The organism is Actinokineospora sp. UTMC 2448 (assembly GCF_024760565.1).
Taxonomy (GTDB): domain Bacteria; phylum Actinomycetota; class Actinomycetes; order Mycobacteriales; family Pseudonocardiaceae; genus Actinokineospora; species Actinokineospora fastidiosa.
The window spans coordinates 3956952-3983588 of record NZ_CP031087.1; the positions used below are offsets into that span (position 1 = coordinate 3956952).

At 73.9% G+C, this 26637-nt stretch carries 27 protein-coding genes; 12 read left to right on the forward strand and 15 right to left on the reverse strand.

Features of this window, described 5'->3' with window-relative positions; genetic code table 11:
* Positions 1 to 605: 605 nt before the first annotated feature.
* A complete protein-coding gene (locus Actkin_RS17935; RefSeq protein ID WP_258907951.1) occupies positions 606 to 3092 on the forward strand; it encodes an ATP-dependent Clp protease ATP-binding subunit in 2487 nt (828 codons plus the stop codon).
* On the opposite strand, the gene Actkin_RS17940 is transcribed toward Actkin_RS17935, so the two are convergent.
* Genes Actkin_RS17940 through Actkin_RS17950 form a run of 3 tightly spaced genes read right to left on the reverse strand, consistent with a single transcriptional unit; the run spans position 3064 to position 6526 of the window.
* Positions 3064 to 4068, reverse strand: a complete 1005-nt coding sequence (locus tag Actkin_RS17940; protein ID WP_258903506.1) for a flavin-containing monooxygenase — start codon at positions 4066 to 4068, stop codon at positions 3064 to 3066. The genes Actkin_RS17935 and Actkin_RS17940 overlap by 29 nt on opposite strands.
* Complete coding sequence (locus Actkin_RS17945) at positions 4065 to 5237, reverse strand: MFS transporter (protein WP_258903507.1); 1173 nt, start codon at positions 5235 to 5237, stop codon at positions 4065 to 4067. Before Actkin_RS17945 ends, Actkin_RS17940 begins: the two co-directional genes overlap by 4 nt.
* Positions 5237 to 6526: an NAD(P)-binding domain-containing protein gene (locus Actkin_RS17950; protein ID WP_258903508.1), complete on the reverse strand. Its 1290-nt coding sequence runs from the start codon at positions 6524 to 6526 to the stop codon at positions 5237 to 5239. The genes Actkin_RS17945 and Actkin_RS17950 overlap by 1 nt, the downstream gene beginning before the upstream one ends.
* Before the next feature lie 98 nt (positions 6527 to 6624).
* On the opposite strand from Actkin_RS17950, the gene Actkin_RS17955 reads away from it, so the two are divergent.
* From Actkin_RS17955 to Actkin_RS17965, 3 genes are all read left to right on the forward strand, one after another.
* Complete coding sequence (locus Actkin_RS17955) at positions 6625 to 7464, forward strand: helix-turn-helix domain-containing GNAT family N-acetyltransferase (protein WP_229786873.1); 840 nt, start codon at positions 6625 to 6627, stop codon at positions 7462 to 7464.
* Entirely contained in the window at positions 7461 to 8399 is a 939-nt protein-coding gene (locus Actkin_RS17960) for an endonuclease/exonuclease/phosphatase family protein (protein ID WP_258903509.1), read from the forward strand. The genes Actkin_RS17955 and Actkin_RS17960 overlap by 4 nt, the downstream gene beginning before the upstream one ends.
* A 75-nt stretch (positions 8400 to 8474) precedes the next feature.
* A complete protein-coding gene (locus Actkin_RS17965; protein ID WP_258903510.1) occupies positions 8475 to 8732 on the forward strand; it encodes an amphi-Trp domain-containing protein in 258 nt (85 codons plus the stop codon).
* A gap of 53 nt (positions 8733 to 8785) precedes the next feature.
* Here the strand turns inward: Actkin_RS17965 and Actkin_RS17970 are convergent, their stop codons facing one another.
* Positions 8786 to 9559: an alpha/beta fold hydrolase gene (locus Actkin_RS17970; RefSeq protein ID WP_258903511.1), complete on the reverse strand. Its 774-nt coding sequence runs from the start codon at positions 9557 to 9559 to the stop codon at positions 8786 to 8788.
* 97 nt (positions 9560 to 9656) lie between these two features.
* On the opposite strand from Actkin_RS17970, the gene Actkin_RS17975 reads away from it, so the two are divergent.
* The gene (locus Actkin_RS17975; RefSeq protein WP_258903512.1) at positions 9657 to 12842 is read left to right on the forward strand and encodes an AfsR/SARP family transcriptional regulator; all 3186 of its coding nucleotides are present in this window, start codon (positions 9657 to 9659) and stop codon (positions 12840 to 12842) included.
* Here Actkin_RS17975 and Actkin_RS17980 read toward each other — a convergent pair.
* Together Actkin_RS17980 and Actkin_RS17985 are read right to left on the reverse strand one after the other, a co-directional pair.
* Positions 12815 to 13378, reverse strand: coding sequence for a dihydrofolate reductase family protein (locus Actkin_RS17980; protein ID WP_189210687.1), 564 nt, complete (start codon positions 13376 to 13378; stop codon positions 12815 to 12817). The genes Actkin_RS17975 and Actkin_RS17980 overlap by 28 nt on opposite strands.
* A 90-nt stretch (positions 13379 to 13468) precedes the next feature.
* Entirely contained in the window at positions 13469 to 14182 is a 714-nt protein-coding gene (locus tag Actkin_RS17985) for a methyltransferase domain-containing protein (protein WP_189210688.1), read from the reverse strand.
* A 115-nt stretch (positions 14183 to 14297) separates the two neighbouring features.
* Between Actkin_RS17985 and sugE the strand changes: the two genes are divergently transcribed.
* Positions 14298 to 14612, forward strand: coding sequence for a quaternary ammonium compound efflux SMR transporter SugE (gene sugE, locus Actkin_RS17990; protein ID WP_189210689.1), 315 nt, complete (start codon positions 14298 to 14300; stop codon positions 14610 to 14612).
* Positions 14613 to 14634: 22 nt separating this feature from the next.
* Positions 14635 to 15084: a PaaI family thioesterase gene (locus tag Actkin_RS17995; RefSeq protein ID WP_258903513.1), complete on the forward strand. Its 450-nt coding sequence runs from the start codon at positions 14635 to 14637 to the stop codon at positions 15082 to 15084.
* Here the strand turns inward: Actkin_RS17995 and Actkin_RS32630 are convergent, their stop codons facing one another.
* Positions 15085 to 15726: a YbhB/YbcL family Raf kinase inhibitor-like protein gene (locus Actkin_RS32630; protein ID WP_309569071.1), complete on the reverse strand. Its 642-nt coding sequence runs from the start codon at positions 15724 to 15726 to the stop codon at positions 15085 to 15087.
* Positions 15727 to 15737: 11 nt separating this feature from the next.
* Complete coding sequence (locus tag Actkin_RS18005; RefSeq protein WP_189210692.1) at positions 15738 to 15941, reverse strand: DUF2795 domain-containing protein; 204 nt, start codon at positions 15939 to 15941, stop codon at positions 15738 to 15740.
* A gap of 93 nt (positions 15942 to 16034) precedes the next feature.
* On the opposite strand from Actkin_RS18005, the gene Actkin_RS18010 reads away from it, so the two are divergent.
* Entirely contained in the window at positions 16035 to 16889 is an 855-nt protein-coding gene (locus Actkin_RS18010) for an alpha/beta fold hydrolase (protein ID WP_258903514.1), read from the forward strand.
* Here Actkin_RS18010 and Actkin_RS18015 read toward each other — a convergent pair.
* Both Actkin_RS18015 and Actkin_RS18020 read right to left on the reverse strand, forming a co-directional pair.
* A complete protein-coding gene (locus Actkin_RS18015; RefSeq protein ID WP_189210694.1) occupies positions 16886 to 17209 on the reverse strand; it encodes a putative quinol monooxygenase in 324 nt (107 codons plus the stop codon). The two genes, Actkin_RS18010 and Actkin_RS18015, sit on opposite strands and share 4 nt — an antisense overlap.
* Entirely contained in the window at positions 17206 to 18099 is an 894-nt protein-coding gene (locus Actkin_RS18020; protein ID WP_189210695.1) for an NAD-dependent protein deacetylase, read from the reverse strand. Before Actkin_RS18020 ends, Actkin_RS18015 begins: the two co-directional genes overlap by 4 nt.
* A gap of 39 nt (positions 18100 to 18138) precedes the next feature.
* Between Actkin_RS18020 and Actkin_RS18025 the strand changes: the two genes are divergently transcribed.
* Both Actkin_RS18025 and Actkin_RS18030 read left to right on the forward strand, forming a co-directional pair.
* Positions 18139 to 18645, forward strand: a complete 507-nt coding sequence (locus tag Actkin_RS18025) for a GNAT family N-acetyltransferase (protein ID WP_258903515.1) — start codon at positions 18139 to 18141, stop codon at positions 18643 to 18645.
* Between the two features lie 226 nt (positions 18646 to 18871).
* The gene (locus tag Actkin_RS18030) at positions 18872 to 19378 is read left to right on the forward strand and encodes a DUF2231 domain-containing protein (RefSeq protein WP_189210697.1); all 507 of its coding nucleotides are present in this window, start codon (positions 18872 to 18874) and stop codon (positions 19376 to 19378) included.
* On the opposite strand, the gene Actkin_RS18035 is transcribed toward Actkin_RS18030, so the two are convergent.
* Positions 19338 to 20588 carry a PepSY-associated TM helix domain-containing protein gene (locus Actkin_RS18035; RefSeq protein ID WP_258903516.1) on the reverse strand — a complete coding sequence of 417 codons (1251 nt, stop codon included), beginning with the start codon at positions 20586 to 20588 and terminating at the stop codon, positions 19338 to 19340. The two genes, Actkin_RS18030 and Actkin_RS18035, sit on opposite strands and share 41 nt — an antisense overlap.
* Before the next feature lie 422 nt (positions 20589 to 21010).
* Between Actkin_RS18035 and Actkin_RS18040 the strand changes: the two genes are divergently transcribed.
* Positions 21011 to 22351, forward strand: coding sequence for an FAD-binding oxidoreductase (locus Actkin_RS18040; RefSeq protein ID WP_258903517.1), 1341 nt, complete (start codon positions 21011 to 21013; stop codon positions 22349 to 22351).
* Between the two features lie 27 nt (positions 22352 to 22378).
* Here Actkin_RS18040 and Actkin_RS18045 read toward each other — a convergent pair whose 3' ends face one another.
* From Actkin_RS18045 to Actkin_RS18060, 4 genes are all read right to left on the reverse strand, one after another.
* Complete coding sequence (locus Actkin_RS18045; RefSeq protein ID WP_189210700.1) at positions 22379 to 22519, reverse strand: hypothetical protein; 141 nt, start codon at positions 22517 to 22519, stop codon at positions 22379 to 22381.
* A gap of 118 nt (positions 22520 to 22637) precedes the next feature.
* Complete coding sequence (locus Actkin_RS18050) at positions 22638 to 23396, reverse strand: class I SAM-dependent methyltransferase (protein ID WP_258903518.1); 759 nt, start codon at positions 23394 to 23396, stop codon at positions 22638 to 22640.
* Entirely contained in the window at positions 23393 to 24532 is a 1140-nt protein-coding gene (locus tag Actkin_RS18055; protein ID WP_189210702.1) for an MAB_1171c family putative transporter, read from the reverse strand. The genes Actkin_RS18050 and Actkin_RS18055 overlap by 4 nt, the downstream gene beginning before the upstream one ends.
* Positions 24533 to 25061: 529 nt before the next feature.
* Positions 25062 to 25565 carry a hypothetical protein gene (locus Actkin_RS18060; protein ID WP_189210703.1) on the reverse strand — a complete coding sequence of 168 codons (504 nt, stop codon included), beginning with the start codon at positions 25563 to 25565 and terminating at the stop codon, positions 25062 to 25064.
* A gap of 301 nt (positions 25566 to 25866) precedes the next feature.
* Here Actkin_RS18060 and Actkin_RS18065 point away from each other — a divergent pair, with 301 nt between their 5' ends.
* Positions 25867 to 26490: a TetR/AcrR family transcriptional regulator gene (locus tag Actkin_RS18065; protein ID WP_258903519.1), complete on the forward strand. Its 624-nt coding sequence runs from the start codon at positions 25867 to 25869 to the stop codon at positions 26488 to 26490.
* Positions 26491 to 26637 lie beyond the last annotated feature (147 nt).

The following is a 26637-nucleotide window of genomic DNA, read 5'->3' on the forward strand; positions in this document are numbered from 1 at the left end:
TGAGGGACAAGCCAGCAGCGGCCCCCACAGCGAAGGCAACTCCGCACGCCAACAAGGCAAGTAGTACAGGCAGAGCACGACAAACGGGACGAGCACCCACCCCCACTGTCCACTCTCTACTGCCTCCGAAGCAACGGGACCACAACGAAACGCAACACGCCCCGGATAACTGTCCGATGGGGTGGACTCGCATTCGTGGGGAGCGAGACGGTGCTACCCTCGCTCGGCGCGGAACGGCTTCGCCGCTCCGCCCTTCTTTCCGCGCCGCGCCGTCTCGCTTAGGGGCCCCGCGAATGCGGGTTCACCCCATCGGACACCCACAAAGCAACTCGCGAACCACCCCACCCCCGCCACCCGGCAACGCCACTCCCCGCCCACCGCCCGGCCCGCCCAAGAGCGCAACCCACGGCCTGCGGCGCCAGCAACCTCACCCCCCAGCAAAAGGCACCCGCCACCCGGCAACGCAACACCCTCCGCCCCAGCAACCCAAACACCCGCTGCCCGGCATCGCACCAACAGAACAGGACCGAAGCACCCGATCGCGGCAACAGGTTTGTGAGTACCCGCCGCAGGTAAGCCCTACCCGACCCCTTCAGGGAGGACCGATGACGGGTGTGTTCGGGCCAGGTGGTCCTGGGCGGAGCTTCGACGAGTTCCTGGCGCAGTTCTTCGGGGCGGGCGGCGGCCGCGGGTCGTATTCGGTGGACATCACCCGGTTGATGAGTGATCAGGCGCGTGACCTCGTCTCCGACGCGGTCAACCAGACCGCGGGGTGGGGGCGCACGGACCTCGACACCGAGCAGTTGCTCTGGGCCGCCACCCGGCAGCAGGCCACCCGGGTGCTGATCGAGCGCGCGGGCGCCGACCCCGACGAGCTCGCCAGCCGGATCGAGGAGCGGTCCCAGGTGGGTGAGCCGCGGCAGGGTCCCGTGCGGCTCACGCCCGCGGCCAAGCGGGCGTTGTTGGACGCGCACCAGATCTCCCGCGGCCTCGGCTCGTCCTACATCGGGCCTGAGCACCTGCTGCTCGCGCTGGCCACCAACCCGGAGTCGGGCGCGGGCAAGATGCTCTCCGACCAGCGAGTCACCCCGGAGACGCTGGCCGGGCGGGGGCGCGAGGAGCGGAGCAGGCCGGAGCAGGCCACCACGCTGGAGCAGTTCGGCCGGGACCTGACCGCGATGGCCCGCGAGGGCGGGCTGGACCCGGTGATCGGCCGCGACGAGGAGATCGAGCAGACCGTCGAGGTGCTTTCCCGCCGCACGAAGAACAACCCCGTGCTCATCGGCGAGGCGGGTGTGGGCAAGACGGCCGTGGTGGAGGGGCTGGCCCAGCGCATCGCCGAGGGCGACGTGCCCGACACGCTGGCCCGCCGCCGGGTCGTGCAGCTCGACCTGGCCGCCATGGTGGCGGGCACCCGCTACCGCGGCGACTTCGAGGAGCGGATGACCAACCTGCTGGCCGAGATCAGGGCCAAGCGCGACGAGCTGATCGTCTTCATCGACGAGCTGCACACCATGGTCGGCGCGGGCGCGGCGGAGGGCGCGATGGGCGCGGGCAACATGCTCAAGCCCGCGCTGTCCCGCGGCGAGCTGCACATCGTCGGCGCGACGACGCTGGACGAGTACCGCCGCGACATCGAGTCCGACCCGGCCCTGGAGCGCCGGTTCCAGCCCATCCTGGTGCCCGAGCCGAGCGTCGAGGACACCGTCGCGATCCTGCACGGCCTGCGCGACCGCTACGAGGCCCACCACCAGGTCCGGTTCACCGACGAGGCGCTGGACGCCGCCGCGACGCTGTCCGACCGGTACGTCACCGACCGGTTCCTGCCGGACAAGGCCATCGACCTGCTCGACCAGGCGGGCGCGCGGGTCCGGCTGCGCTCCGGCCGGGGCCCGGCCAAGGTGCGCGACCTGCAGGCGCAGCTGGACCAGGTCACCCGCGACCGCGACCAGGCCGTCAGCGAGGAGGACTACGAGCGCGCCGCGCGGCTGCGCGACGCCATCGCCGCGCTGCGCGCCGACATCGAGGCCACCCGCTCCGGCGGCCGCCCGACCGACGTGCCCGAGGTGGTCACCGAGGACATCGCGCAGGTCGTGTCCCGGCTGACCGGCATCCCGGTCAGCCAGCTCACCCAGGCCGAGCGCGAGCGGCTGCTGAAGCTGGAGGAGCACCTGCACGGCCGGGTCGTCGGGCAGGACGAGGCGGTGCAGGCCGTGGCCGAGGCGGTGCGCCGCTCGCGCACCGGGCTGGCCGAGCCCGACCGGCCAGCGGGCAGCTTCCTGTTCCTCGGCCCGACCGGCGTCGGGAAGACCGAGCTGGCGCGCACGCTGGCCGAGGCCCTCTTCGGCGACGAGACCCACATGATCCGCCTCGACATGAGCGAGTACGGCGAGCGGCACACGGTCAGCAGGCTGGTCGGCGCCCCGCCCGGCTACGTGGGCTACGAGGAGGCCGGGCAGCTGACCGAGGCGGTCCGCCGCCGCCCCTACTCGGTGGTCCTGCTCGACGAGATCGAGAAGGCCCACCCCGAGGTGTTCAACGTCCTCCTGCAGGTCCTCGACGACGGCAGGCTCACCGACGGCCGCGGCCGCACGGTCAACTTCACCAACACGGTGCTGATCATGACCAGCAACCTGGGCTCGGAGCTGATCACGGCGAGCACCCAGGGCGCGCTCGGCTTCGCCCCCGCGACCGAGCGCGACACCGACCAGCCGCTGCGGGAGCGCATCATGCGGCGGCTGCGGGAGAGCTTCCGGCCGGAGTTCCTCAACCGCATCGACGAGATCATCGTCTTCCGCAGGCTGGAGGAGGACCAGCTGCACCGCATCACCGAGCTCATGCTGGAGCAGACCAGGCGCCGCGCCCACGCCCAGGACATCCGGCTGGAGATCAGCCCGGACGCGGTCGCCTGGCTGGCCAGGCGGGGCCACCAGCCCGAGTTCGGCGCCCGGCCGCTGCGGCGCACCATCCAGCGCGAGGTCGACAACCGGCTCTCCCGGATGCTGCTCGACGGCACGCTCAGCCCCGGCGCGCACGTGCGCGTCGATGTCGCCGACGACAATCTCACCGTGACGAGCCTGCAGTCCGCCTGAGCAGCCGCTTGACGACATACCGCGCGTCGCGGCCGACACCGCGCAGCGTCGCCGACGCGAGGCTGCGCTGCCATTCCATGCCGACGAACCCGAGTCCGGGATGGACGGACAGGCCGCGGCGCGGCTGCCCGGGGTCGGCCAGGTAGGGCACGTCGGGCCGGTAGCCGGTGGCGAGGATGACGGTGTCCACGTGCTCGCTCGTGCCGTCCGGCCAGGTCAGGCGCGTGCCGTCGGCGACGGTGTGGAGCGGCCTGCGGTCGGTGACGGCGCGCTGGTAGCGCCCGTCGTCGAGGACCGGTGACGACGGCGGGTCGCGCAGCAGCGGCCCGATCGGGAGGGCGTCCACCCCGGACCGCGTGGACCAGAAGTGGACGTCCCGCCCGAGCGGGCGCTGCGGGACGAACCGCACCGGCGTCCGCGAGGCCAGCGTGACGCGCGCGTGCGGGGCGAGGTCGGCGGCGATCTGGACCGCCGAGTTGCCCGCGCCGACCACGACCACCCGCTGTCCCGCGAACGGGCTCGGTTCGCGGTAGTCCGACGAGTGCAGGACCGTGCCGGTGAACCCGGGCAGCGGCGGCCGGTGCGGCCGCCCGAAGTAGCCCGAGGCGCAGACGACGATCCGGGCCCGCAGCGCGGAGTCATCGGTCGCCACGGTCCACCCGTCGCCGTCGCGCCGGACCGACCGGACCCGGTGGCCGACCCGGATGTCGGCGTCGAGGTTCTTGGCGTAGCGGCGCAGGTAGTCGACCACGTCGTCGCGCCCCGGGTAGCGGTCCGGGTTGCCGGGGAACCGCAGGCCCGGCAGCGCGCTGTACCGGGCCGGGGAGAACAGGGTCAGGCTGTCGTAATAGGACGGCCAGGAGCCGACCGGCTCCGGGCCCGCCTCCAGCACGACGGGCACGACGCCCGCCGTGCGCAGGGCGTGCGCGGTGGCGAGCCCGGCCTGGCCCGCGCCGATGACCAGCGCGTCGATCATGGTTTCTCCTTCGGGTGACTGGCCAGGGAGGTGACGGCGGCGACCACGGCGAGGCAGGCCAGCACGAGGAACGCGGCCGGGTAGCCGCCCAGCAGGACGGCCAGGGCGGCGCCCGCGAACGGGGCGAGCGCGCCCGCGGCGGTCGCCGGGGCGGACAGCAGGCCGGTGAGCCTGCCGTAGTGGGCGGTTCCCCACCTGTCGCTCACCGCCGTCGCGTGGAGCAGGGTGAACACGCCCCGCGCGAGGCCTGCGGCGACGGCCGCGACGATCAGCACGGCGATGCCGGTGGCGACCGCGAGGGCAGCGGTGGTCGCGGCCATGGCGAGCAGGACCACCGCCGTGCGGATCCGCACGCCCGCGCGGCGGGCGAGCGCCGGGTAGCCGAGCCTGCCCGCGACCTGGCCCGCGCCGCCGAGGCCGAGGGCGACGGCCGCGGTCGCGGTGTCCGCGCCGCGGGCGATCAGCAGCGGGACCAGGTTGACCACGACCGCCGACGCGACGAAGCCGGCCAGGCACACCGCGGCGGCCAGCGCCACGAACGGCAGGCCGACCGCGGGCGCCGCCGCGGGCCGGGTCCCCCCGGGCCGGTCGGGCCAGGGCAGCCGGAGCCCGAACCAGTGCCCGGGGACGGTCACCGCGGCCAGGATCGCCGCCAGCGCCAGGTACGCCCCGCGCCAGTCCAGCCACTCGGCCAGCGCGGCGGTCAGCGGCGCGAACACCGTGCTGGCCAGGCCCGCGGCCAGGGTGAGCACGGTCAGCGCCCGGACCCGGTCGGGGCCGTGCCAGCGGGTCAGCGCGGCGAAGGCGGGCGGGTAGAGGGTGGCGCCCATGGCCGCGCCCGCGAGCAGCCAGCCCGCGGTGAACCAGCCGGGGTCCGGCGCGGCGGCCACGATCACGACCGCGAGCACCCCCAGCGCCGAGCCCGCGGTCATCACCGCCCGGGGGCCGTGCCGGTCGAGCACGCGGCCGACCGGGATCCCCACCCCGGCGGCGACCAACTGGCCCGCGGAGAAGGCAGCGGTGAGCACGGTCGCCGACCACCCGGTCGTCGCCGTGATCCGGGATGCCAGCACCGGGAAGGCGTAGAACAGCACGCCCCAGCTGGTGATCTCGGTGACGCACAGGGTGATCAGCACGCGCCTCGGGCCCGCCGACCGGGCCCGGGCCATCAGGGCGCGGTCAGGGACAGCGGCTGCGGACCGGCCGGGGCGCCGCAGCAGCCGCCCGGCTGCTCCTCGGCGACGTCGAACAGGCCCGCTCCCCCGCACACGCCGGTCTCCGGCAGGACCAGCTCGACGCGCTCGGCGGCGGCGTGGTCGCCCGCGATGGCGGCGGCGATCGAGCGGACCTGCTCGTAGCCGGTCAGCGCCAGGAACGTGGGCGCGCGGCCGTAGCTCTTCATGCCCGCCAGGTAGAAGCCCGGCTCGGGGTGGGACAGCTCCTTGACGCCGTGCGGGTACACCGTGCCGCAGGAGTGGACGTTCGGGTCGATCAGCGGGGCGAGGGCCACCGGCGCCTGGAGGGTGGCGTCGAGGTCCAGCCGCACCTCGGACAGCCAGGACAGGTCCGGGCGGAACCCGGTGAGCACGACGACCTCGTCCACGTCCGCGACGCGCGCGCCCTCGTCGGACACCAGGGTGAGCCCCGGTTCGACGGCGTGGGTGCGGAACCCGGTGACGACGGTGACCTGACCGGCCTCTACGGCGGCCCTGGCCCGCTTGCCCAGCGCGCCGCGGGCGGGGAGCTGGTCGGCGTCGCCGCCGCCGAACACCGCGCCGACCGCGCCGCGGCGCAGCAGCCAGGTGATGCGGGTGTCGGGCAGCGACGTGAGCGCGACCAGCGCCGTCAGCGCGGAGTGCCCGCTGCCCGCGACGACGACGTGCTTGCCCCGGTACCGGTCGGCCTCGGCGGACAGGTCCGGGACGCGGTAGACGATCCGGTCGGCGTTGGCCGCCTCGCCGACGGCGGGCAGGCCGTCGCCGCCGAGCGGGTTCGGCGAGCCCCAGGTGCCGGAGGCGTCGACGACCGCGCGGGCGGTGATCCGCTCCTCCCCCGCCGCCGTGCGGACGTGCACGGTCAGCGGCTCGGTCTCGCGGCCCGCGTCGACCACCCGGTCCCGGCCGCGGCGGGCGACGCCGACGACCTCCGCGCCGAACCGCACGTGCGCGCCGAGCGCGTCGGCCAGCGGCCGCAGGTACCGCGCCGCCCACTCCGCGCCGGTCGGGTAGCCCTCCGGGTCCGGCGCGGTCCACCCGTGCCCGGCCAGCAGCTCGCGCGCGGCCGGGGCGACCAGCTCCGACCAGCGGGAGAACAGCCGCACGTGGTGCCACTGCGCCACCGCCGCCCCGGCCTGGCCGCCGCGCTCCAGCACGAGCGGGGTCAGGCCGCGGGCGAGCAGTTCGGCAGCGGCGGCCAGCCCCGACGGCCCGGCTCCGACGACCACCACAGGCAGGTCCATGTCCAGCAACTCCTTCATCGACCGACTTCGATTGATTGAGACCATATCGACGGCCGTCGATGAATGCAACCATCGGTTCCGGTCGATATAGTGGCCGCATGCCGATCGAGTTGCCGCAGGCCCAGGTGCTGCCCACGGGCGAGGCGGCCACGTACGCGGAGTGGTTCGCCTGTCTCGCCGAGCCGGTGCGGGTGCGCCTGCTGCACGCGGTCGCCACCAGTCGCGCCGGGATCACGGTCGGGGCGCTCACCCGGGTGCTGGGGACCAGCCAGTCCACCACGTCGCACCACGTGCGCAAGCTGGCCGAGGTCGGGTTCGTGCGGCTGCGCAAGGAGGGCACGGCCACGATCGTCACCGTCAACGAGGCGTGCTGCGCCGGGCTGCCGCACGCCGCGGACGCCGTGATGGGCCTGCTCGCGCCCCGTCCGTGCTGCCCCGACGACCTCCCGCCGGACGTCACGGTCCGCGCGCTGGCCGAGGACGACTGGGCGGACGTGCGGCGCATCTACGCCGAGGGCATCGCCACCGGGCTGGCCACCTTCGAGACGGCGGTGCCCAGCCGGGCCAGCCTGGACGCCAAGTGGCTGCCCGGGCACCGCTGGGTCGCCGAGGTCGACGGCGCGGTCGTCGGCTGGACGGCCGCCACGCCGGTCTCCGCCCGCGAGTGCTACTCCGGCGTCGCGGAGACGTCGGTCTACGTCGCCGACGGCCAGCGCGGCAGGGGGGTCGGCCGGGCGCTGCTGCACAAGCAGGTCACCGCAGCCGACGCGGACGGGCTGTGGACGCTGCAGACGTCGATCTTCACCGAGAACCGCGCCAGCATCGCCCTGCACCACGACGCCGGGTACCGCACCGTCGGCATCCGCGAGCGGATCGCCCAGCTCGACGGCGTCTGGCACGACACCGTCCTGCTCGAACGCCGCTCGGCGGTCCGGTGAGGATCGGCACCTTCAACGTCCTCAACCTGGCTCGGCCCGGTGAGGAGTGCTACCCGAACGAGCCGGTCTACACGGCGGCGGAATACGCGGACAAGTGCGCGTGGATCGGCGGGCAGCTGCGCCGGATGGCCGCGGACGTGGTCGGGTTCCAGGAGGTCTTCCACGAGGACGCGCTGCGCGAGGCGGGCGCGGGCGTGTTCGAGCCGGGGTCGATCGTCGCGCCGGGCGCCGACGGGGTGAGCGGGCCCCGGGTCGGCCTGGCCACCCGGCTTCCGCTGGCCGGTCCACCGGAGTCGATCACGGACTTCCCGCCGGGCCTGGACGTGCCGGTCGAGGGGCTGGCCCTGCCCCTGGGCTCGTTCAGCCGCCCGATCCTCCGCGCCCGCGTGCTGGTGGGCGCGATGACGGTGTCGGTGTACGTCGCGCACCTGAAGTCCAAGCGGCCCGTCCACGCCGACACAACCGACCCCAGCGACCCGCGCGAAGCGGCCCTGGGCAAGGCGCGGGCGCTCATCCGCCGCGCCGCCGAGGCCGCCGCCCTGCGCTTCCTGATCCTCGACGACCTCGCGACCACCGCCCAGCCCGTGATCCTCCTCGGCGACCTCAACGACGGTCCCCGGGCCGTCACCACGGACATCATCCTGGGCGACCCCCGGGAGCCCCACGCGCTGTACTCCACGCACGACATCACCACCCGGATCACCGGGCAGGACGTCAGCTACTCGCACATCTACCGGGGCCATTACGAGAACCTCGACCACATCCTGGTGAGCGGCGACTTCCACGACCTCAACCCGGACCGCATCGGCGAGGTCACCCGCCTCCACCACTTCACCGACCACCTCACGGGCCTGGACGAGGACCGCGCCACCCGCGCCGTCTCCGACCACGCCCAACTGGTGGCGGAGATCAGGCTGCGTCCTCCCGGGAGCTGAGCGGACCCGGTTCCCGGCCGGGCGGGCGCTCCCGATTCAATGATCGACATCGCAGTCGAACCCCTGGGAGATCCCGTGACCGCAGCACCCCGTGACATCGAGCGCGTCTACTCCACGGCCGAGGTCGTCGCCAAGCTCCGCCGCCTCGCCGACGCGCTGGAGTCCGAGACCCCCTTCCGCATCCAGATCGCGGGGGAGCGCATCCGGGTGCCCGCCCGCGCCCAGTTCTCCATCGAGCACGAGCGGGGCGAGACCGAGGAGGAGATCGAGTTCCAGCTCAAGTGGACCCTCGACGACGACGCCGACGACGACGAGGCCGCCGAGGTCGTCTGACCGTTCACGCACGACGGCGGCCCGGAACCCTCCGGGCCGCCGTGGTCGTCGGGTCACCGGTCCAGGAACTCGTCCACCATCGGCGCGATCCACTCCGCGCGCTGGGTGATGCCTACGTGGGTCGTGCCGGGCAGGACGGCGAGCTGGGCGTCCGGCAGGCCCGCGACGTCGCCGAAGACACCGCCGCCGAACAGCCGGAACATCTCCACGGCGTGCTCGGGCCGGGCCAGGTCCGAGTCGCCGATGAGGACCATGGTCGGGGCGGTGATCGCGCGGACGGCCTCCTCCGACCAGCCGCGCCAGGACAGGTCGAACCCCTTCACCTTCTCCACCAGCGCCGGGAACGCCTGCGGGTCCGGCGCGAGGCGCAGGTACTCCTCCTCGAACGGCGTGCCCACCAGCATGTCCGGGGTCAGCTCGGCCATCCCCTCGAACAGCCCGGGGTGGCAGCCGTCGACGGTGTAGGTGACCGACGCGAGCACCAGCTTGCGCACCGCGTCCGGGTGCCGCATGGCCAGCTCCAGCGCGATCCCGCCACCCATGCTGTAGCCGAGCACGTCGGCGCGGTCGACGCCGATGTGGCGCAGCAGCGCGGCGACGTCGTCGGCCAGCTGCGGGTAGGTCAGCGGCCGGTCGACGTCGGCGGTGCGGCCGTGGCCCTGGAACTCCACGGCGATGACCTGGCGGTTCTTGGCGAGCAGCGGCAGCAGGGCGCCGAAGGACGTCTCGATGCCCGACAGCGCGCCGTGCAGCAGGACGACGGGGTCACCGGAGCCGTGGATCTCGTAGTACATCCGCAGACCGTTCACCGGGGCGTAGGCGTTCATCGTGGGGTTCCTTCCGTTCGTTCCGGACACCACGAACACTGCTCGGCCGCGCTTAAGGCCCGCTTACCGTCGGCTTCAGATAGGTAAGTTGTGCGGCATGCGATTCGGCGTGCTGGGACCGTTGGCGGTCTGGACCAGCGCTGGGGAACCGGTGACGGTCCCCGGCCTGAAGGTCCGGGCGGTGCTGGCCGACCTGATCGTCCACGATGGCCGTCCGGTCTCCACCGACCGCCTGGTCGAGGACCTCTGGGGCGCCGACGTCCCGGCCAACCCGGCGGGCGCGCTGCAGGTGCGGGTGTCCCAGCTGCGCAAGGCCCTGTCCGACGCCGAGCCCGGCGGCCGGGACCTGATCGTCTCCCGCCCGCCCGGGTACCTGCTCGCCGCCGAGCCGGACGCTGTCGACGCCTGGCGCTTCGCCGCGCTGGCCGCCCGGGCCGAGCAGGCGCCCGACGCGCGGACCAGGGCCGGGCTGCTGGCCGACGCGCTCGCGCTGTGGCGCGGGAACGCGCTGGCCGACTTCGCCGACGACGAGTTCGCCAGGACCGCGATCGCGCGGCTGGAGGAGCAGCGCCTCGCGGTCATCGAGCTGCACGCCGAGGCGCGGCTGGAACTCGGCGAGCACAGCCTCCTGGCGGGCGAGCTGGGCGACCTCGTTGCCCGCTATCCGCTGCGCGAGCGGCTTCGCGCCGTCCACATGCGCGCCCTCTACCAGGCGGGCAGGCAGAGCGAGGCCCTGGACAGCTTCGCCGACCTGCGCCGCAGGCTCGACGAGGAGATGGGCCTGGAGCCCGGCCCTGAGCTGGTCGCGCTGCAGCAGGCGATCCTGGAGCAGGACAGCGCCCTCGAACCCGAGCGCGCCACCCGCAGGCCGCGCACCAACCTCACCGCCCCGCTGACCGAGCTGATCGGCCGCGACGCGGCGGTGACGGAGGTGCGGGCGCTGCTGGGCGGCGCCCGGCTGGTGACGCTCACCGGACCGGGCGGCGTGGGCAAGACCCGGCTCGCGCTGGAGACGGCCGCGCGCCTGGTGGACGAGACCGCGGACGGCGTCTGGCTCGTCGAGCTGGCCCCGGTCGACGCCGACGCCGTCGCCGACGAGGTGCTGGCCGTGCTGGGCATCCGCGACAGCGACCCCGCCCCCGCCGCCGAGAAGCTGGCCGCCGCGCTGCACGCCCGGCACACCCTGCTCGTCCTGGACAACTGCGAGCACCTGGTCGAGTCGGCCGCCGCGCTGGCGGAGGGCCTGCTGCGCGCGGCCCCCGGAGTGCGCGTGCTGGCCACCAGCCGGGAGCCGCTGGGCGTGCCCGGCGAGGTCGTGTGGGACGTCCCGCCGCTGGACGTGCCCGGCCCCGGCGACGACGACCCGACCCGCTCCGGCGCGGTCCGGCTGTTCGCCGCCAGGGCGGCGGCCGCGGCGCGCGGGTTCGCCGTCGACGCGGGCAACCGCGACGCCGTGGCCCAGCTGTGCGCCCGGCTCGACGGCATCCCGCTGGCGCTGGAGCTGGCCGCGACCCGCGTCCGCACGCTCGGCGTGCACGGCTTGGTCGAGCGGCTGGACGACCGGTTCCGGCTGCTGACGGCGGGCGCGCGGGGCGCGCCCGCACGGCAGCGGACGCTCGCCGCGGTGATCGACTGGAGCTGGGAGCTGCTGAGCCCCGCCGAGCAGGCCGTGCTGCGCAGGCTCGCCGTGCACAACGGCGGCTGCACGGTCGAGGCGGCCGAGGCGACCTGCGCCGGGGACGACGTGTCCGCCGTCGAGGTGGTCGACCTGCTGACCCGGCTGGTGGACCGGTCGCTGGTGGTGCTGGCCGACCAGCAGGACGGCCCGCGGTTCCGGCTGCTGGAGACCGTCGCGGCCTACTGCGCCGACCGCCTGCGCGACGCGGGGGAGTTCGACGAGGTCCGCGCCCGCCACGCGGCGTACTACACCGATCTGGCCGTGCGCGCCGAGCCGTTCCTGCGCGGACCCGAGCAGTCCCGCTGGCTGCGCAGGCTGGACGCGGAGTCCGGCAACCTCCACGACGCGATCGCCCACGGCGCCGACACCCTGCGTCTGGTCAACGCGCTGACCTGGTACTGGTTCCTGCGCGGCAGGCTGCCCCAGGCCCGGCGCGCGCTGGCAGCGGCCATCGCCGGACCCGGACCGGACGACCAGCGCGCCCGCGCGCTCGCCTGGCACGCCGCCGTCGAGGTGATGCAGGGTGAGTCCGCGGGCTGGAGCACCCGCAGGCAGGCAGCGATCGACGCGGTCGACGCCATCACCGACGAGAGCGCGTCGGCGCGGGCCCGGTGGATCCTGGCCTACGCCGAGAACGGCCTGGTCGACACCGCGGGCACCGACCGGCTGCTCGCCGACGCGCTGGCCGTGTTCGAGCGGATCGGCGACCGCTGGGGCATCGCCGCGGTGCTGACCACCCGGGCGACGATGGCCCACGCCCGGACCGACGTCGCCGCGCTGGAGGCCGACGCCGAGCGCGCCGCCGAGCTGTTCCAGGCCCTCGGCGACCGCTGGGGCGTGCTCCAGGCGACCGAGTGGGTCGCCGCGCTCGCCGAGATGACCGGCGACCACGAGCGCGCGATCCGGCTGCACCGCGAGGGGCTGCGGATGGCCGAGGAGCTGGAGCTGTGGCCGGATGTGGCGGGCAGGCTCGGCTGGCTGGGCTGGCTGGCGCTCCAGCTGGGCGACCACGACCAGGCGCGGGAGCTGTGCGAGCAGGCGATGCGCCTGGCCGCCGAGCAGAACTCGCACGCGAACCTGGTCTTCGCCGAGCTGGGCCTGGGCTTCGCCGCGCGCCGGGCGGGCAAGCTGGACATCGCCGAGACCCACCTGCGCAACCTGGTGGAGACCGCCAAGCGCCAGGACGACGGCGCGCACCCGCCGTACCTGTCGATGGTCCTGGTCGACCTGGGCTTCGTCGCCGAGGCCCGGGGGGACGCCGAGGAGGCCATCGCGCTGCACCTGGAGGCCTTCGACGTCGCCGAGCGGATGGGCGACACCCGAGGCGACGCGTACGCCGCCGAGGGCCTGGCAGGAGCGTTGACGCTGGCCGGACGCCCGGTCGAGGCCGCGCGGCTGCTCGGCGCCGCCGACGCCCGCCGCCGGTCCCTCGGGCTGCCGCAGCCGCCGGAGGAACGCGACGAGGTCAACCGCATCGGCGCCGCCACGCGGGCCGCGCTGGGCGATGACCGGTTCGCCGCCGAGTTCGCCGTCGGCGGCGAGACCGGACTCGCCGAGCTGCGGGCCACGCTGGGCCCTCAGCCCTCGGCGGCCGCCGGGCGGTAGCACAGGATGATCACGCCGGAGCCCAGCCGGTGGGTCTCGGCCAGTTCGAGCGGGACCTTGTTGCCGTCGCGGAACAGCAGGCTCTCCGGGGTGCTGTGCCCGGCCAGGATCGGGTGCAGCCAGACCCGGATCTCGTCGAGCACGCCGTTGCGCAGCAGCTCGTGGGCGAGCGGGCCGTAGCCGTACATCAGGATGTCCTGGCCGGGCTGCTCCTTGAGCTTGGCGACCTCGGCGACGACGTCGCCGGTGATGACCGTGGTGTCGCCCCAGTCGGCCTTCTCCAGGGTGGACGAGACGACGTAGTGCGGGAGGGTGTTCATCCGGACGCCGAAGTCGCCGGTCTGCTCCTCCATGTTCGGCCAGCTCGCGGCGAAGCCCTCGTAGGTGCGGCGGCCCATCAGCAGCGCGTCGCTGGAGAACAGCTGGTTGCGGGCGAACTCGGCCGAGTCGTCGTCGAAGTACTGGAAGTGCCACTCCTCCATGTGGTCGACAACGCCGTCGAGCGACATGTTGAAGGATGCGATGATCTTCCTCATCGGGACCGACCTCCGTGGTGTGCCGTGGTGTGGTGTCACCACAGTGCCGGGCCCAACTTACGATCGGCTTCAGGTCGGCTTACGGCCGGTCTAGTCGAAGAACCGGGCGAGGTGCTCGCGGCTCGGCGCGGGCGCGTCGGCGTCCACCCGCATCAGGTCGGCGAAGACGCTCGCGCCGTCGCACCCGGCGTGCAGCGGGTGCCAGCGGCGGTCGGTGTCGGCCCGCTCGCAGATGCCCTTCATGGTCTGCACGTCGAGCAGGCGGACGTGGGTGGGGTCGGCGACGGCGTTGACGAAGCGCCACCACGGGGAGAGCACGTGCAGGATGCCGCCGGGCCGCAGGACGCGGTGGCACTCGTCGACCAGGGGCAGGAAGTCCACCAGGTGCTCCAGGATGTGCACCGCAAAGACCCGGTCGGCGCTGGCGTCCGGGAAGGGCAGGCCCGCCCGCAGGTCGGCGACCACGTCGACGCCGTCGGCCTGCCGCAGGTCGACGCCGATGTTGCCCGGGTACTGCTTCGTGCCGCCGCAGCCGATGTCGATGGCGACCGGCTCGCGCCCGGCGACGCGCACGCGGTCCCACACCGCGAAGACGCCGTCCAGCCGCCCGATGAGGTCGCGGGCGGTCCGCAGCCGTCCCGGGTCGTCGACCGCGCCCGCGAGGTGGGCGACGCCGCCGCGGAACTCGACGCGCAGGTCGAGGCCGCGCAGGCGCTCGTCGTGGGCGAACAACTCGCGGGCGGCGCCGTCGAGGTAGGCGTCGAGGTGCCGGGAGCGGCTTTCGGTGAGCGGGGCGAGGAGCACGGGGCGGTCCTTTCCGGGTCCGGGGGTGTCGATCTCGGGTACCCGGCGACCGGACCGGTGAACGTCGTCCGTCCGGTGGGCCGCGCGCGGCGGGCCCGCCTAGGCTCGGGGCACCATGAACTGGATCGTTCTCGTCGTCTCCGGGCTGTTCGAGACCGTCTGGGCCATCGCGCTGGGCAAGAGCGCGGGCTTCACACGGCTGGCGCCGTCGCTGGTGTTCGGCGTGGCGCTGCTGGTCAGCATGGCCGGGCTGGCGTACGCGATGCGCTCCATCCCGGTCGGCACGGCGTACGCGGTGTGGGTCGGCATCGGGGCGGTCGGCACGGCCGTGTTCGGCATGCTCTCCCTCGGCGAACCGGCGACCACGGTCCGCGTCCTGTGCCTGGTGCTGATCGTCGCGGGGGTCGTGGGGCTCAAGGTGACCCACTGACCGGGTCGCATAGGGTGCGCCGGTGACCAGCATCCAGGAACGCCTGTACCCGTCCCTGCCGTGCTTCGGCTGCGGCCACGGCAACCCCAAGGGCCTGCGCCTGCGCAGCTACCAGGGCGCGGACGGCACGGTCACCGCCACCTTCACCCCCTGGGCTGAGCACGACAACGGCCTCGGCTTCCTCAACGGCGGCATCATCTGCACGGTCCTGGACTGCCACAGCGCCGCGGCGATGATGGTCGAGGCGGAGAAGCAGGGCTGGGCGGCGCTCGGCGGCGCCGCGCTGCCCTATGTCACCGCCGGGCTGGACGTGCGCTACCTGCGGCCGTCCCCGCTGACCGAGTCCGTCGAGCTGCGGGCCGAGGTGAGCGCGGCCTCCGAGGCCGAGATCAGCGTCGACGTCGCGCTCTGGTGGGACGACAAGCCCCGCGCGCAGGCGAGCGCGCTGTGGAAGCGGTGGCGTCCGCGCTGATCAGCGGCCGAACAGGCCGACGAGCGTGCCGTGGGCCAGCACATGGCCGTCCACGGCGTTCCTGAGGTCGTCCGCGGTCGCGTCGGCGCCGAGGCGCAGCGGCGTGTCGACGGCGAACACCCGGAACAGGTACCGGTGCGGCTCGTCGCCGACCGGCGGCTCCGGCCCGCCCCAGCCCGTCTCGCCGAAGTCGTTGCGGCCGGGCGTGGCCTGGGCGGGGACGGCGTTCTCGTCGAGCGCGGTGACCTCGGCCGGGATGCCCGACACGACCCAGTGGTGGAAGGTCCCGCCGGGGGCGTCCGGGTCCTCGCACAGCAGGGCGATCTCCTCGGTGCCGGGCGGGACGGCGTCCCGCTCCAGCGGCGGCGAGCTGTTGCCGCCCCGGTGCGAGCAGCGGTCGGGGATCATGGTGTGGCCGCTGAACGCGCTGCTGCGCAGCCGCAGGCCGCCGTCGGCCTCGACGCCGCCGCCTCCGCCCAGCGGGCCGCCCGCCCGTTCGCCCACCGGCCGCGGCGGGTGCTCGCGCTGCAGCAGCTCGTTGGCGGCGTCGTCGGCGTTCTGGTCGGGGACGCCGTGGTCGTCGAGTTCCCCGCGCAGCCGGGTGCGCCTGATGTCGTAGCGGTGGCTTCCGGGATCGGGCATGTCGGCCTCCCTCACCGGTCGAGGTCGTCGGGCGCGGCGGCCCGGAAGACCTCGGTCAGGTTCGCGTAGTCGACCGGCGGGATGGCGCGCAGCGCCTGGACCGCGGTGCTGTCGCCCCGGCGCACGGCCGCGTCGAGCAGGTCGTCCTTGGTCGCCGGGAAGTCGATCTGGTCGAGGCAGTCCCGCAGGTGGTCCCGGGTGGTCGAGGCAGCCATCGTCACTCCAGCCCTCTCTGGTGTGCGGTCACCTCGGGCGGTACCCGAGGGATCAGGCGGGGAAACCACCCGCGCGGTGGGTACAGAGGGGGTGTGTTCGAGGGATTCCGGCTCACCGAGATCGAGGTCGGCGCGGTGCGCCTGCGGGTGCGGCACGGGGGCCGGGGGTCGCCGGTCCTGCTGCTGCACGGCCACCCGCGCACCCACGCGACCTGGCACCGGGTCGCGCCGCTGCTGGCGGGTGACCACACGGTCGTCTGCCCGGACCTGCGCGGTTACGGTCGCTCGACCACGCCCGCCCCGATCCCGGAGAACCACACGAAACGGGCGATGGCGGGCGACTGCCTGGCGCTGATGCGGTCCCTGGGCCATGACCGCTTCGCCGTCTTCGGCCACGACCGCGGCAGCTACGTGGCGCTGCGGCTCGCCCTCGACCACCCGGACGCCGTCGACCGGCTGGTCCTCGGGGACTGCCTGCCCATCAGCGAACACCTCGACCGCTGCACCGACGAGTTCGCCCGGCGCTGGTGGCACTGGTTCTTCTTCGCCCAGCCGGACAAGCCGGAGCGGGCGATCCTCGCCGACCCGGCCGCCTGGTACGGCGGGGACCCGGAGCGGATGGGCGCCGAGGCGTGGCGGGACTACCAGGAGGCCATCCACGACCCCGGGACCGTGCGCGCGATGCTGGCCGACTACCGCGCGGGGCTCGGCCCGGACCGCGAGCACGAGCGGGCCGACCGCGCGGCGGGCAGGCGCGTGGCCTGCCCGCTGCTGCTGCTCGACTCCCGACACGACGACCTGCGCGAGCTCTACCCGGACCTCGACGACATCTGGCGCGGCTGGGCCACGGACCTGCGCACCGCCACCATCGACAGCGGCCACCACATGGCCGAGGAGGCGCCCGAGCAGGTGGCCGCCGAGGTCCTCGCGTTCCTGGGCGACCGCTAGTCGACGGTAATCTCGCCCATCTTCGACCAGCCGGTGGCGCCCTCGATGGTCGTGCTCACGATGTCGGGGGTGCGGGCGACCAGCTCGCGCATGACCGCCAGGCCCTCGGCGAAGTGCGCGGAGTTCACGTGCGCCTCCCCCGCCCCGTCCTCGAACGCCTCGACCAGCACGAAGGTGTTGGGGTCCTCCACGCTGCGGGACCACTCGAACCAGAGGTTGCCCGGTTCGGCGCGGGTGGCCTCGGTGAACGGGCGCACCTTGTCCAGCCAGCTGTCGACGTGCTCGGGCTTGACCGGGAACTTGACCACGATGAAGATCATTCACTGCTCCTGGGAAGGGTGCCGAGGATCGCCGTGACGTCCGCGAGGGCCGTGCCGAGGGGCAGGTCGACGCGGACGGCGGCGTAGCCGTCACCGCGGGTCTCCCCGCGGGTCACGATCAGGACGGGCTTGCCCGCGTTGGCCGCGTGGCGGACGAAGCGCAGCCCGGACATGACGGTCAGCGACGAGCCCAGCACCAGCAGGGCGCGCGCCTCGTCCACCAGCCGGTAGCACTGCTCGACGCGCGGGACCGGCACGTTCTCGCCGAAGAACACCACGTCCGGCTTGAGCACCGACCCGCAGTCGGCGCAGTCGACGAGCTGGAACCCGCGCACCACGTCATCGGGCAGGTCGACGTCGCCGTCGGGGTTGATGTCGTCGCTGACGGCGGCGAACCCGGGGTTGGCCGCCCGCAGCCGGGCGTCCAACTCCTCGCGGGGGCTGAGCCTGCGGCAGCCCAGGCAGACCACCCGGTCCAGCCCGCCGTGGAGTTCGACCACGTCCGGGACGCCCGCGGCCTGGTGGAGCCCGTCCACGTTCTGCGTGATGACGCCCGACAGGTATCCGCCCGCGCGCAGCGCGGCGACGGCGTGGTGCCCGGAGTTCGGCCGGGCCCTGGCGATGGCGCGCCAGCCGACGTGGCTGCGCGCCCAGTACCGCCGCCTGCCCTCGACGCTGCCCACGAACTCCTGGTAGGTCATCGGCGTGTGCTTCCGCAGGCTGCCGGACGGGCCGCGGTAGTCCGGGATGCCCGACTCGGTGGACAGCCCCGCCCCGCTCAGCACCACCACGTCGCGATCGGCCAGCACGCGCACGACCTCGTCCACGCTGGTGGTGCGCGGTAGGGGCGCACCGGTCGCGGTCCAGCTCAGCGTGGGCCGTGTGCGCATGCTGCCAGCTTACGGACGGTGCGTGGCTAACCTGGCCGCATGCGCATCCGACCCGCCGAACCCGCCGACGCCGCCGCGATCGCCGAGATCTGGCGCCTGGGCTGGCTGGACGCCCACCTGGGCAACGTGCCCGACGCGCTCGCCGAGGCCCGCATCGAGGCTGGCTTCACCGACCGCGCCGAGCGCCGCGCCCGCGGCGACGACGATGACGCGCGGACCCTGGTCGCCGAGGTCGCGGGCGAGGTCGCCGGGTTCGTCATGGTCGTCGGCGACGAGGTCGAGCAGGTCTACGTCGCCGCGGAGCACCGCGGCCGGGGCGTGGCCGGACCGCTCCTCGCCGCCGCCGAGGACGCGGTGCGCGCCGAGGACCATCGGCAGGCGTGGCTCGCCGTGGTCGCGGGCAACACCCCGGCCCGCCGCTTCTACGAGCGCCAGGGCTGGACCGACACCGGCCCGTTCGACCACCACGCGCCCGGCGGCTTCGTCGTCCCGGCCCACCGCTACGTCCGAGATCTCACCCAGCCTGCCCGCCAGGACGCCGGGTAGGCCGGGAACGCGCCCGCCACACCAGCGCGGACCACTCCCGGTCACCGCGTCAGTCCCTCGCCTCGCAGGCCCGATCCAGCGGACGGGCAGGCCGCCCGCCGAGATCGTCCGCTGCCCGGCCGATCCGGCGGCGACGCTCGGCGACCGAGGCGCGGGCTCGGGATTGGGCTGCGGGTGGGATGGGTAGCCGGTGCGCGCCAGGGGTCCGACGATGAGGAGTTTGGTCGTGCGTAGTCGCGTGCGGGCTGCCGGTCACGCCGTGCATCCCATGCTGATGGTGTTCCCGCTGGGGCTGCTGGTCACGGCGGCCGTGTTCGACCTGTTGCAGCGGATCACCGGCGGCTCCGACTGGGCGATCGCCGCGGCGTACACGATGGCCGCAGGCGTGCTCGGCGGGCTGGTGGCGGGCCTGACCGGATGGGCGGACTGGGCGCTGAGCGTGCCGAAGGGCACCCGTGCCCGCCGCGTCGGCCTCGTGCATGGCGCGATCAACTCGCTGGTGTTGGCGCTGTTCGCGCTCAGCTGGGTCCTGCGCCTCGGCGAGCCCGGGTGGGCGCCGGGCTGGACGGCCGTCATCGTCTCCTGGCTCGGCGCGCTCCTGCTGGGCGTCGGCGGCTGGCTCGGCGGCGAGCTGGTCGAGCGCCTATCGATCAGCGTCGACGAGGTCGCGCAACCGGACGCCACCAGCTCGCTCAGCGGGCACCAGCAGCGCTTCCGCGCCGCACGCGCCTGACGAGCGGGTCGAGCAGCACGAAGGCCAGCAGGCTCGCCCCGAACACCGGCATCGCCCACGCGAGCACCACCGCCACGCCGACCAGGGCGAACACCGTCGGCCACGACGCCTGCGACCAGACCGGCACCGGGACCGGGGCGGGCCTGCGCCGCCACCACATCCGGTAGCCCAGCACGAGCAGCGCCACCGCGGCGGCGGCCAGGAGGGCGAGCAGGATCTGGTTGGCCAACCCGAACAGCGTCCCGCTGTGCGCGTCGATGCCGAGCGTCGTCAGCTTGGCGAGGAGGGGGTAGTCGTCCCAGCCGACCCGTCCGGTCACGTCGCCGCTGCCGGGGTCGATGGCGATGGTATCCACCTGCGGCCCGGGCGAGCTCTCGGCGACCTTGAGCGGCCGGTCGGGACCGGCGGGCAGGCTGACGGTCAGCTCCCCCGCCAATCCGTCCGCCCTGGCCACGGCGACGGCCTGGTCGAGATCGATCCGGTCGATCCCGGCGGTGACGGCGGGCGCGGTCAAGGTCGGCGCTCGGCTGTCCAGGGCATCGATGACCTGGTCGACCCGGTCCCCGGCGAACGTCGACCAGGTCAGCCCGGTGACGCTGATCGCGAGCAGCCCCACCGCCGCCCAGATCCCGATTGTCGCGTGCAGACCCCGCAACCGCGCCCGTCCCCGACCGCGGCCGCGCTGCCCCATCCACAGGATCACGCCGCCGACCACCAGCACGGGCAGCCAGCTCGCGACGAACTCGGAATACAGCCTGCCCGCCTCGCCGAGGGTGAGGTTGCCGTGGAACTCCCGCAGCCACACCTGCACCGGCGGCCGCCCGTTGACCGTCGCCAACTCGCCCTGCACACCGCCGGTGTAGGGATTGACGTAGACGGTGGTTCCGTCGTCCAACACCATCTGAGTGGTCCGTTCCGGGTCATCGGCGACTATCACCGAGGTGACATCCCCGGAGCGTGCGCTCATCGCCGCCCGCACCTGGTCGTCGAGCGGCCGGGGCGTCTCCCCCACCTCGTCGACGTACAACTCCTCGGCGTACACCAGGTCATTGATCTGCGGACTGAACGCATAAACGCCACCGCTCACGGCCAGCACAAAAAGAAAGGGAGCGATAAGCAGGCCCGCGACGAAATGCACGCGCCGGGCCAGCAATCGGACCACGGTGCGCGCAGGCAGCACAGGCGCAGGCGGATCAGCCAATGAGGTCACAGCAACCACCCACGGGTCGGGAACCGGGGAACGGAAAACGCGCAGCCCCACCGGGAATGCGGCAGCGCCGCTCCCGCGTCGAACCGGCGCGGAATCACCACGCCCGAACCTAGCCAATCCGAGGAATGCAAAGATAGTGAGACCGCGAACAAACCCGACGGGCAACTTACGCGCGATCCGCAACGGCGCCCGCCTCGGTGGAGAGTGGTCCAGTCCCCTCCACCGAGGCGAGCCGTGGCCCGAGTCGGCGAACGCCGCCCTTCCCCGACGACGTTCAACCCGGACGGCCCCACCCTACCACGGCCTCGAACGCACGTTCGACTCCTATCGCGATCCTGCCGATAAGCCGAACAGCGCACGATCGCGGATGACGCGATCGGCTGGACGGACCAGGCTAGGCCGGAACCGGACAGGAGAGATCGATGACCACGCTCGACGGCGGACCGGGCCGTCCCGGCGACGCCGTGTTCGCCGATGCCGTCCGGACCGCGAACCTGGCCGCCCCGGCGGAGCCCGCCGCGGCGGTGACCGTCCGGTCGGCCAGGGAGGCCGAGGCCGCGATCCGGTTCGCCAGGGCGAACGGCATGTCGGTCCGCGTCCACACCACCGGCCACGCCGCGGCCACCCAGCTGCCCATGGCGGGCGCGCTGCTGATCCGCACCGATCTCGCCGAGCCGGTCACCGTCGACGCCGAGAACCTCGTGGCCCGGGTGCCCGCTGGCGCGGTGTGGCGCGAGGTGGTCACCACGGCTGCCCGTCACCAGCTGGCCGCCGTGCACCCGATCGCCCCGTCCGTCGGCGTGGTCGGCTACCTGACGCGCGGCGGTGTCGGCGTCCACGGGCGCGCCCGCGGCGTGGCCGCCAACGCGGTGCGGGCGTTCGACCTGGTCACCGCCGACGGCGCGAGCAGACGGGTGGACGCGGCGTCGGACCCCGAGTTGTTCGACGCGCTGCGCGGCGGCGGGGGCGGGTTCGGCATCGTGACCGCCGTCGAGCTGGCCCTGTTCCCGCTCGCGTCCCTGGTCACGGGCGCGGCGTACTGGTCGCTTGAGCACGCCGACCAGCTGGTGCCGCTGTGGCGGGACTGGACCGTCGACGCCCCCCGCGAGGCGACCACGACGCTGCGGATCCTGTCCGGTCCCGCGGTCGCGTGGGCGCCCGGGCCGGTGCTCTGCGTCGCGGGCGCGGTCATCGGCGGCTCGGCCGCGGCCAGCGACGCCGACGACCTGCTCGACCCGCTGCGCGCCGTCGCCGCCCCGCTGCGCGACACCTGGCACGCCGACGGCCCCGCCGCTGCCCTGTTCGCGCACGAGCACCCGGCCGGTCCGCGCCGCACCGTCGGGGACCATCTGCTGCTGGACGAGATCGGACGCGACGGCGTCACGGAGTTCCTGCGGGTGGCCGGTGAGGGCTCGGGCTCGCCGCTGCTGGCCGCGGAGCTGCGGCACCTGGGCGGGGCGCTGGCCGAACCGGACCCGGCGGGCGGCCTGCTGGACCACATCGACGCCCAGTTCGCCTACGTCGGCACGGGCTCGGCCGCCGATCCGACGATCACGGCGGCCGCCGTCGAGCACAGCGCGGTCGTGCGGGCGGCGCTGTCGCCTTGGGATGTGGGCACGACCGTGCCGAGCATGGTCGCCACCCGGACGCAGCCGCAGGGGCACCTCGACGCCTCGCGCGCCCTGCGCGCCGAGGCGGTGCGGGCGCGGGTCGACCCCGACGGGCTGTTCGCGGGGGACGTGCTGCCTGGCTCCCCTGGGTGACCGGTCGGGCCGCCCCAGGGGGAAGCGTCAGTCCAAGCCTCGAACGATGGTGGGTTCGTAGTCGTCGTCCTCCGGGGTGCGGGGACGTGGCCAGGTGGGCGCCCGGCCGCCGATGACCCAGTCTTCGGGTGTATCGCTGCTGCCGGGCACCGACTCGGTTGTCGTCATGGTGCCCTCCTGCCGGTTACGGTGCGTTGACCCCTCTGAGGGGACCACACCGCGGGCCGCGGAGCGAGCGCGATTCCACTATTCGGCACACGGGGCCACCGTTTCGGGCGGAAAGCACTCACCCGGTAACAGGTTGTGGCGTCCCGGCGATACAAGGTTTTCGGCCCCACACCGCGATGCTGATCTGGGGAATGTCCACGAAGGCCGGTTCCAGCAGCCGGGAGCGGAACTCGGCCAGGTCGTCCTCGGTGACCAGCCCGCGGGCCAGCAGCGCAGGCGCCGCCTGGTCGATCAGCGGTCGCCAACGGTCACGGTCCAGGTTGCCCATGCAGGCCGGGCGGGCGGCGAACCCGATGTCGGCGAGCCCGGCCGCGCCCATCCGGGACGGCACGCCCCGCACCCAGGTCAGATCGGCCCCGGTCTGCAGCTTCCGGTAGGCGGCCATGATCCGGGCGACCACCGGGAACGCCGCGGTCTCCTCGGGCAGCTGGAACGGGTCGGTGACCACGAGCCAGCCGCCGGGCCGCAGCCAGCCCGCCGCCCTGGCCAGCACGTCGTCGCGGGCGGCGAGGTGGCAGAGCACGAACCGGGCGTGCACGAGGTCGAACGCGCCGGGGTCGAACGCGGGGTCGGTGATGTCGGCCTCGACGACCTCCGCGGGCGAGTCGGCCAGGTGGGACACATCGATGTCGACGGCGACGACCCGGCCGCGCGGGCACCGTGCGACCAGGCCCTCGGCCACCGAGCCCGCGCCCGCGCCGAGGTCGAGGCAGTGCGCGTCGGGCGGCAGGCCGAGGCCGTCGAGCACGCCGAAGGTGAAGCCGTCGGTGCTCGACTGGATCGAGCCGAGGCGGACGGCCGGGTCGACCGCGGTCACCGCACACCCTCCCGGGCTCCGGCGCCCGCCAGCTCGGACTCGCGCAGCCGGGCCAGCGTCCGCAGGAAGGCGATCTCGCCAGCCCAGTCGGCGTCGTCGGCCGGGGTGTGCCCGCCCGACGGCGGCGAGTCGACCGGCTCGGTGCCCGCGCCGCGCGCGGCGATGGCCGCCGACAGCCAGTAGGCCACCGCCAGCGCCTCCCGCTCGGCCGGGTCGGCCGCGCCCTGCGCGCGGGCCTGGGCGGCGGCGATCTCGGCCGGGTCGACGTGGTCGCGCAGCACCATGAGGGCGTCGCGGATCTCGATCACCCGCCGGTACAGCCGGAAGTCCAGCGAGCGGCGCGGCACCGCGGAGGCGGGCAGCCGCACGTGCGGGACGGCCGAGGTCGTCTCCGCCCACAGCGGCTCCAACGCCCGCAGGTCCCGCGCCTCCCGGACGGCGCGGACACCGCGGGCGACGACCGGGACCAGCACGCCCGCGACCATCAGCCAGGTGGTGATGCCGATGTTGAGCGGGAAGAAGGCGCCCAACCAGGCGTTGTGGGTGAACAGGTAGGCGATGATGACGACCGACCAGAAGAAGGTCGACGAGGTGAACCCGGCGGCCAGCAGCCCGAGCCCCACCCGCAGCGGCCGCGTCTCGGCCAGGCGGGCGTACCGGGCGCACAGGACCGCGCACGGCAGGACGGCGACGACGTGCGCCACCGACAGCAGCCACCAGAACGGGCTGTACCAGGGCACGGAGATCGAGGTGACGCAGCCTGCGGCCCCGGCGCCGGTGTCGAGCAGGATCAACGCGACGCTCACGGCGACCGCGCCACCGTAGACCGCCAGAGGCCGCCGCCTGGCGAGCGCCGCAAGCACGAAGTCCAGGATGAACGCCGAGGCGATGACGCCCCAGATGTTCATGATGATGCCGCAGCTGTGACCCAGGATCGTGTTGCGGTTGAGGATGGCGGTGATGGGGTTGAGGTACGCCGTGACGGACCCCGCCAACCCGACCACCGCGATCAACAGCCGCCGCTGCGGCTGCGAATGCCGCGCCCCCGGCAACCGCACGAGCAGCGCCAACCACAGGACGATGCACCCGGAGGTCACCACAACGGTGCCGACCTCCCGCAGGTCATTCGGAGTCACCGCCCACCCCACCCCGCCCCAACCGCCCCAACCCGCACCGAGTCGCTCATCGCCCACTCCCGGAGATCCAAAACCCGCACCGACACTCCGACAAACTCATCCACCCGCGCGGCCCCGCCTTCGCCCGCCGCCCAGCCTTCGCCCACAGCACGCCCCCACAGGCCCAGAACCCCCAAGCCCCCGCCAAACGCCCCGACACGCACCGAGCCGCCCTTGCTCACCCCACGCCCCGACAGACCCACTGCCCACCCCGCCCGTCCGCCAAACGCCCCGACACGCGGCGACCCGCCCTTGCCCACCACACGCCTCCACAGGCCCACAGCCCGCGCCGAATCGCCGCCCTCCAGACCGCCTCGCCGTACCGGAAAGACCTTGCCCACCACACGCCCCCGCAGGTCCGCGGCCCGCGCCGAGGCGGCTTTCGTCAGTGGGCGGCTCTCAAGGTTCGCGGGCTGGGTGGTCAGCGACCATCCCCACAGGTCAGGGTCGGGTCGGGTGGGCTGAGGGCCAGGTGGGGGGACCGCAGGGGTCACCGGGTGCCCCGGCCGAGGCCGAGAGCGGCGGCGAGGTTGCCGAGGACGCCGGGCTGGGCGTTGGGCGCCCTGGTCTCCGCGGTGATCCGGATGAGGCTGGCCACCAGTTCGGCCTCCTGTTCCTCGTCGTTGGTGTAGGCGGTGCGGTTGAGCATTCGGCGCACGAGGTCCGGGGAGAGGTCGGGGAGGAGTCGGGTGAGGTCGCCGAAGGTGTCGCCGCCGCGGTGGTCGCAGAGCATGTGCCCGAGTTCGTGCAGGACGATGTGGTCGCGGTGGAAGGCCGAGGTGTTCTCCTCGACCAGGATCACGTCGCGGTCGACCAGTTGGAACCACACGCCGCAGGTCTGGGCGGTGGCGCCGCCCGGGAGGGTGCCGATGTCGATGGGCCTGCCCCGGCGCTCGGCGATGGCGGCGACCAGGTCGGGGACGGTGAACGGGTCGGGCAGTGGGAGGTCCGCCACCAGCGCCCGCCATTTGCGGTACGCGCGTCGAGTGACCATGCCGCGGCTTGACCTCCCGGGTGCACCTGCCAGGCCGGAGGGTACATCGTAGCGCTCGGGCATGGTGCTGCCCAGACCCGCGGCTCAGTCGCCAATGGACAGTCGCGGCCGGACGCTTCCCCGCGCATCAACCCCCGGTTCACCCACACGGCCCCCGCCGGATGACCCCCTTCTCAGCCCCGTCCAGCCCGCCTCAACCGCGATCGACCGCGCCACCGACCCCCAAGCGGCGCCGCCCTCTTTGTTGCCCACTGTTCAAGAAACGCCCGGTGACCTCGCCGTGGTCAACTAATCTGGGCGGATGGCCAGGCCGACACCGACCCGCCCGCGCTCCCGTCCGGCCGCGGGACTGCCCGCGGTCACCCCCGCCCGGATCATCGACGCGGCGGTGGCGCTGACGATGGAGCACGGGCTGGAGAAGTGGACGGTCCGCCAGCTCGCGGCCGTGGTGCAGGCATATCCGGCGGTCGTCTACCACCACGTCGGCAGCCGCGACGCCGTGCTGGCCGAGGTGCTGGAACGGGTCGTCGGCATGCTCCCCGTCCCGCCCGAGGAGCTGCCGTGGCGCGACTGGTTCCGCGTCCTGCTGGGCGAGCTGCGCGGCCTGCTGAGCCGCTACCCGGGCGTGGCCAGGCGGTTCGCCCTGCACGGCCCGGGCGTGCGCGCGGCGGCCCCCATCGTCGACCGCGGTGTACGCCTGCTGCAGGAGGCCGGTTTCGGCAAGGAGAGCGTGCTGACCTACAACCTGCTACTGGTCACCGCGTGCCAGTTCCTCGCCATGGAGGACGACCGCGCCGCCAACCCCGAGGCTTGCCCGGCCGAGAACCCCGAACAGGTGGCCGGGTACTACGCGAGCTTCTACGACTACGCGATCGAACGCTGCCTCGACGGCGCCGCCGCCCGCCTCGCGGTCCTCACCGGCTGACCCGAACTCCCAGGCCACTGTGGACATCGCGACCGCAGCAGGCGGCCCCTCTAGAACAACGTTCAAGAACCGCCACCTACTCCGGCGGCAGCAATTGTTCGATGAAGTCCTCTTGTCGCCGACCGACGCGCCGGTCTAACGTCCGTG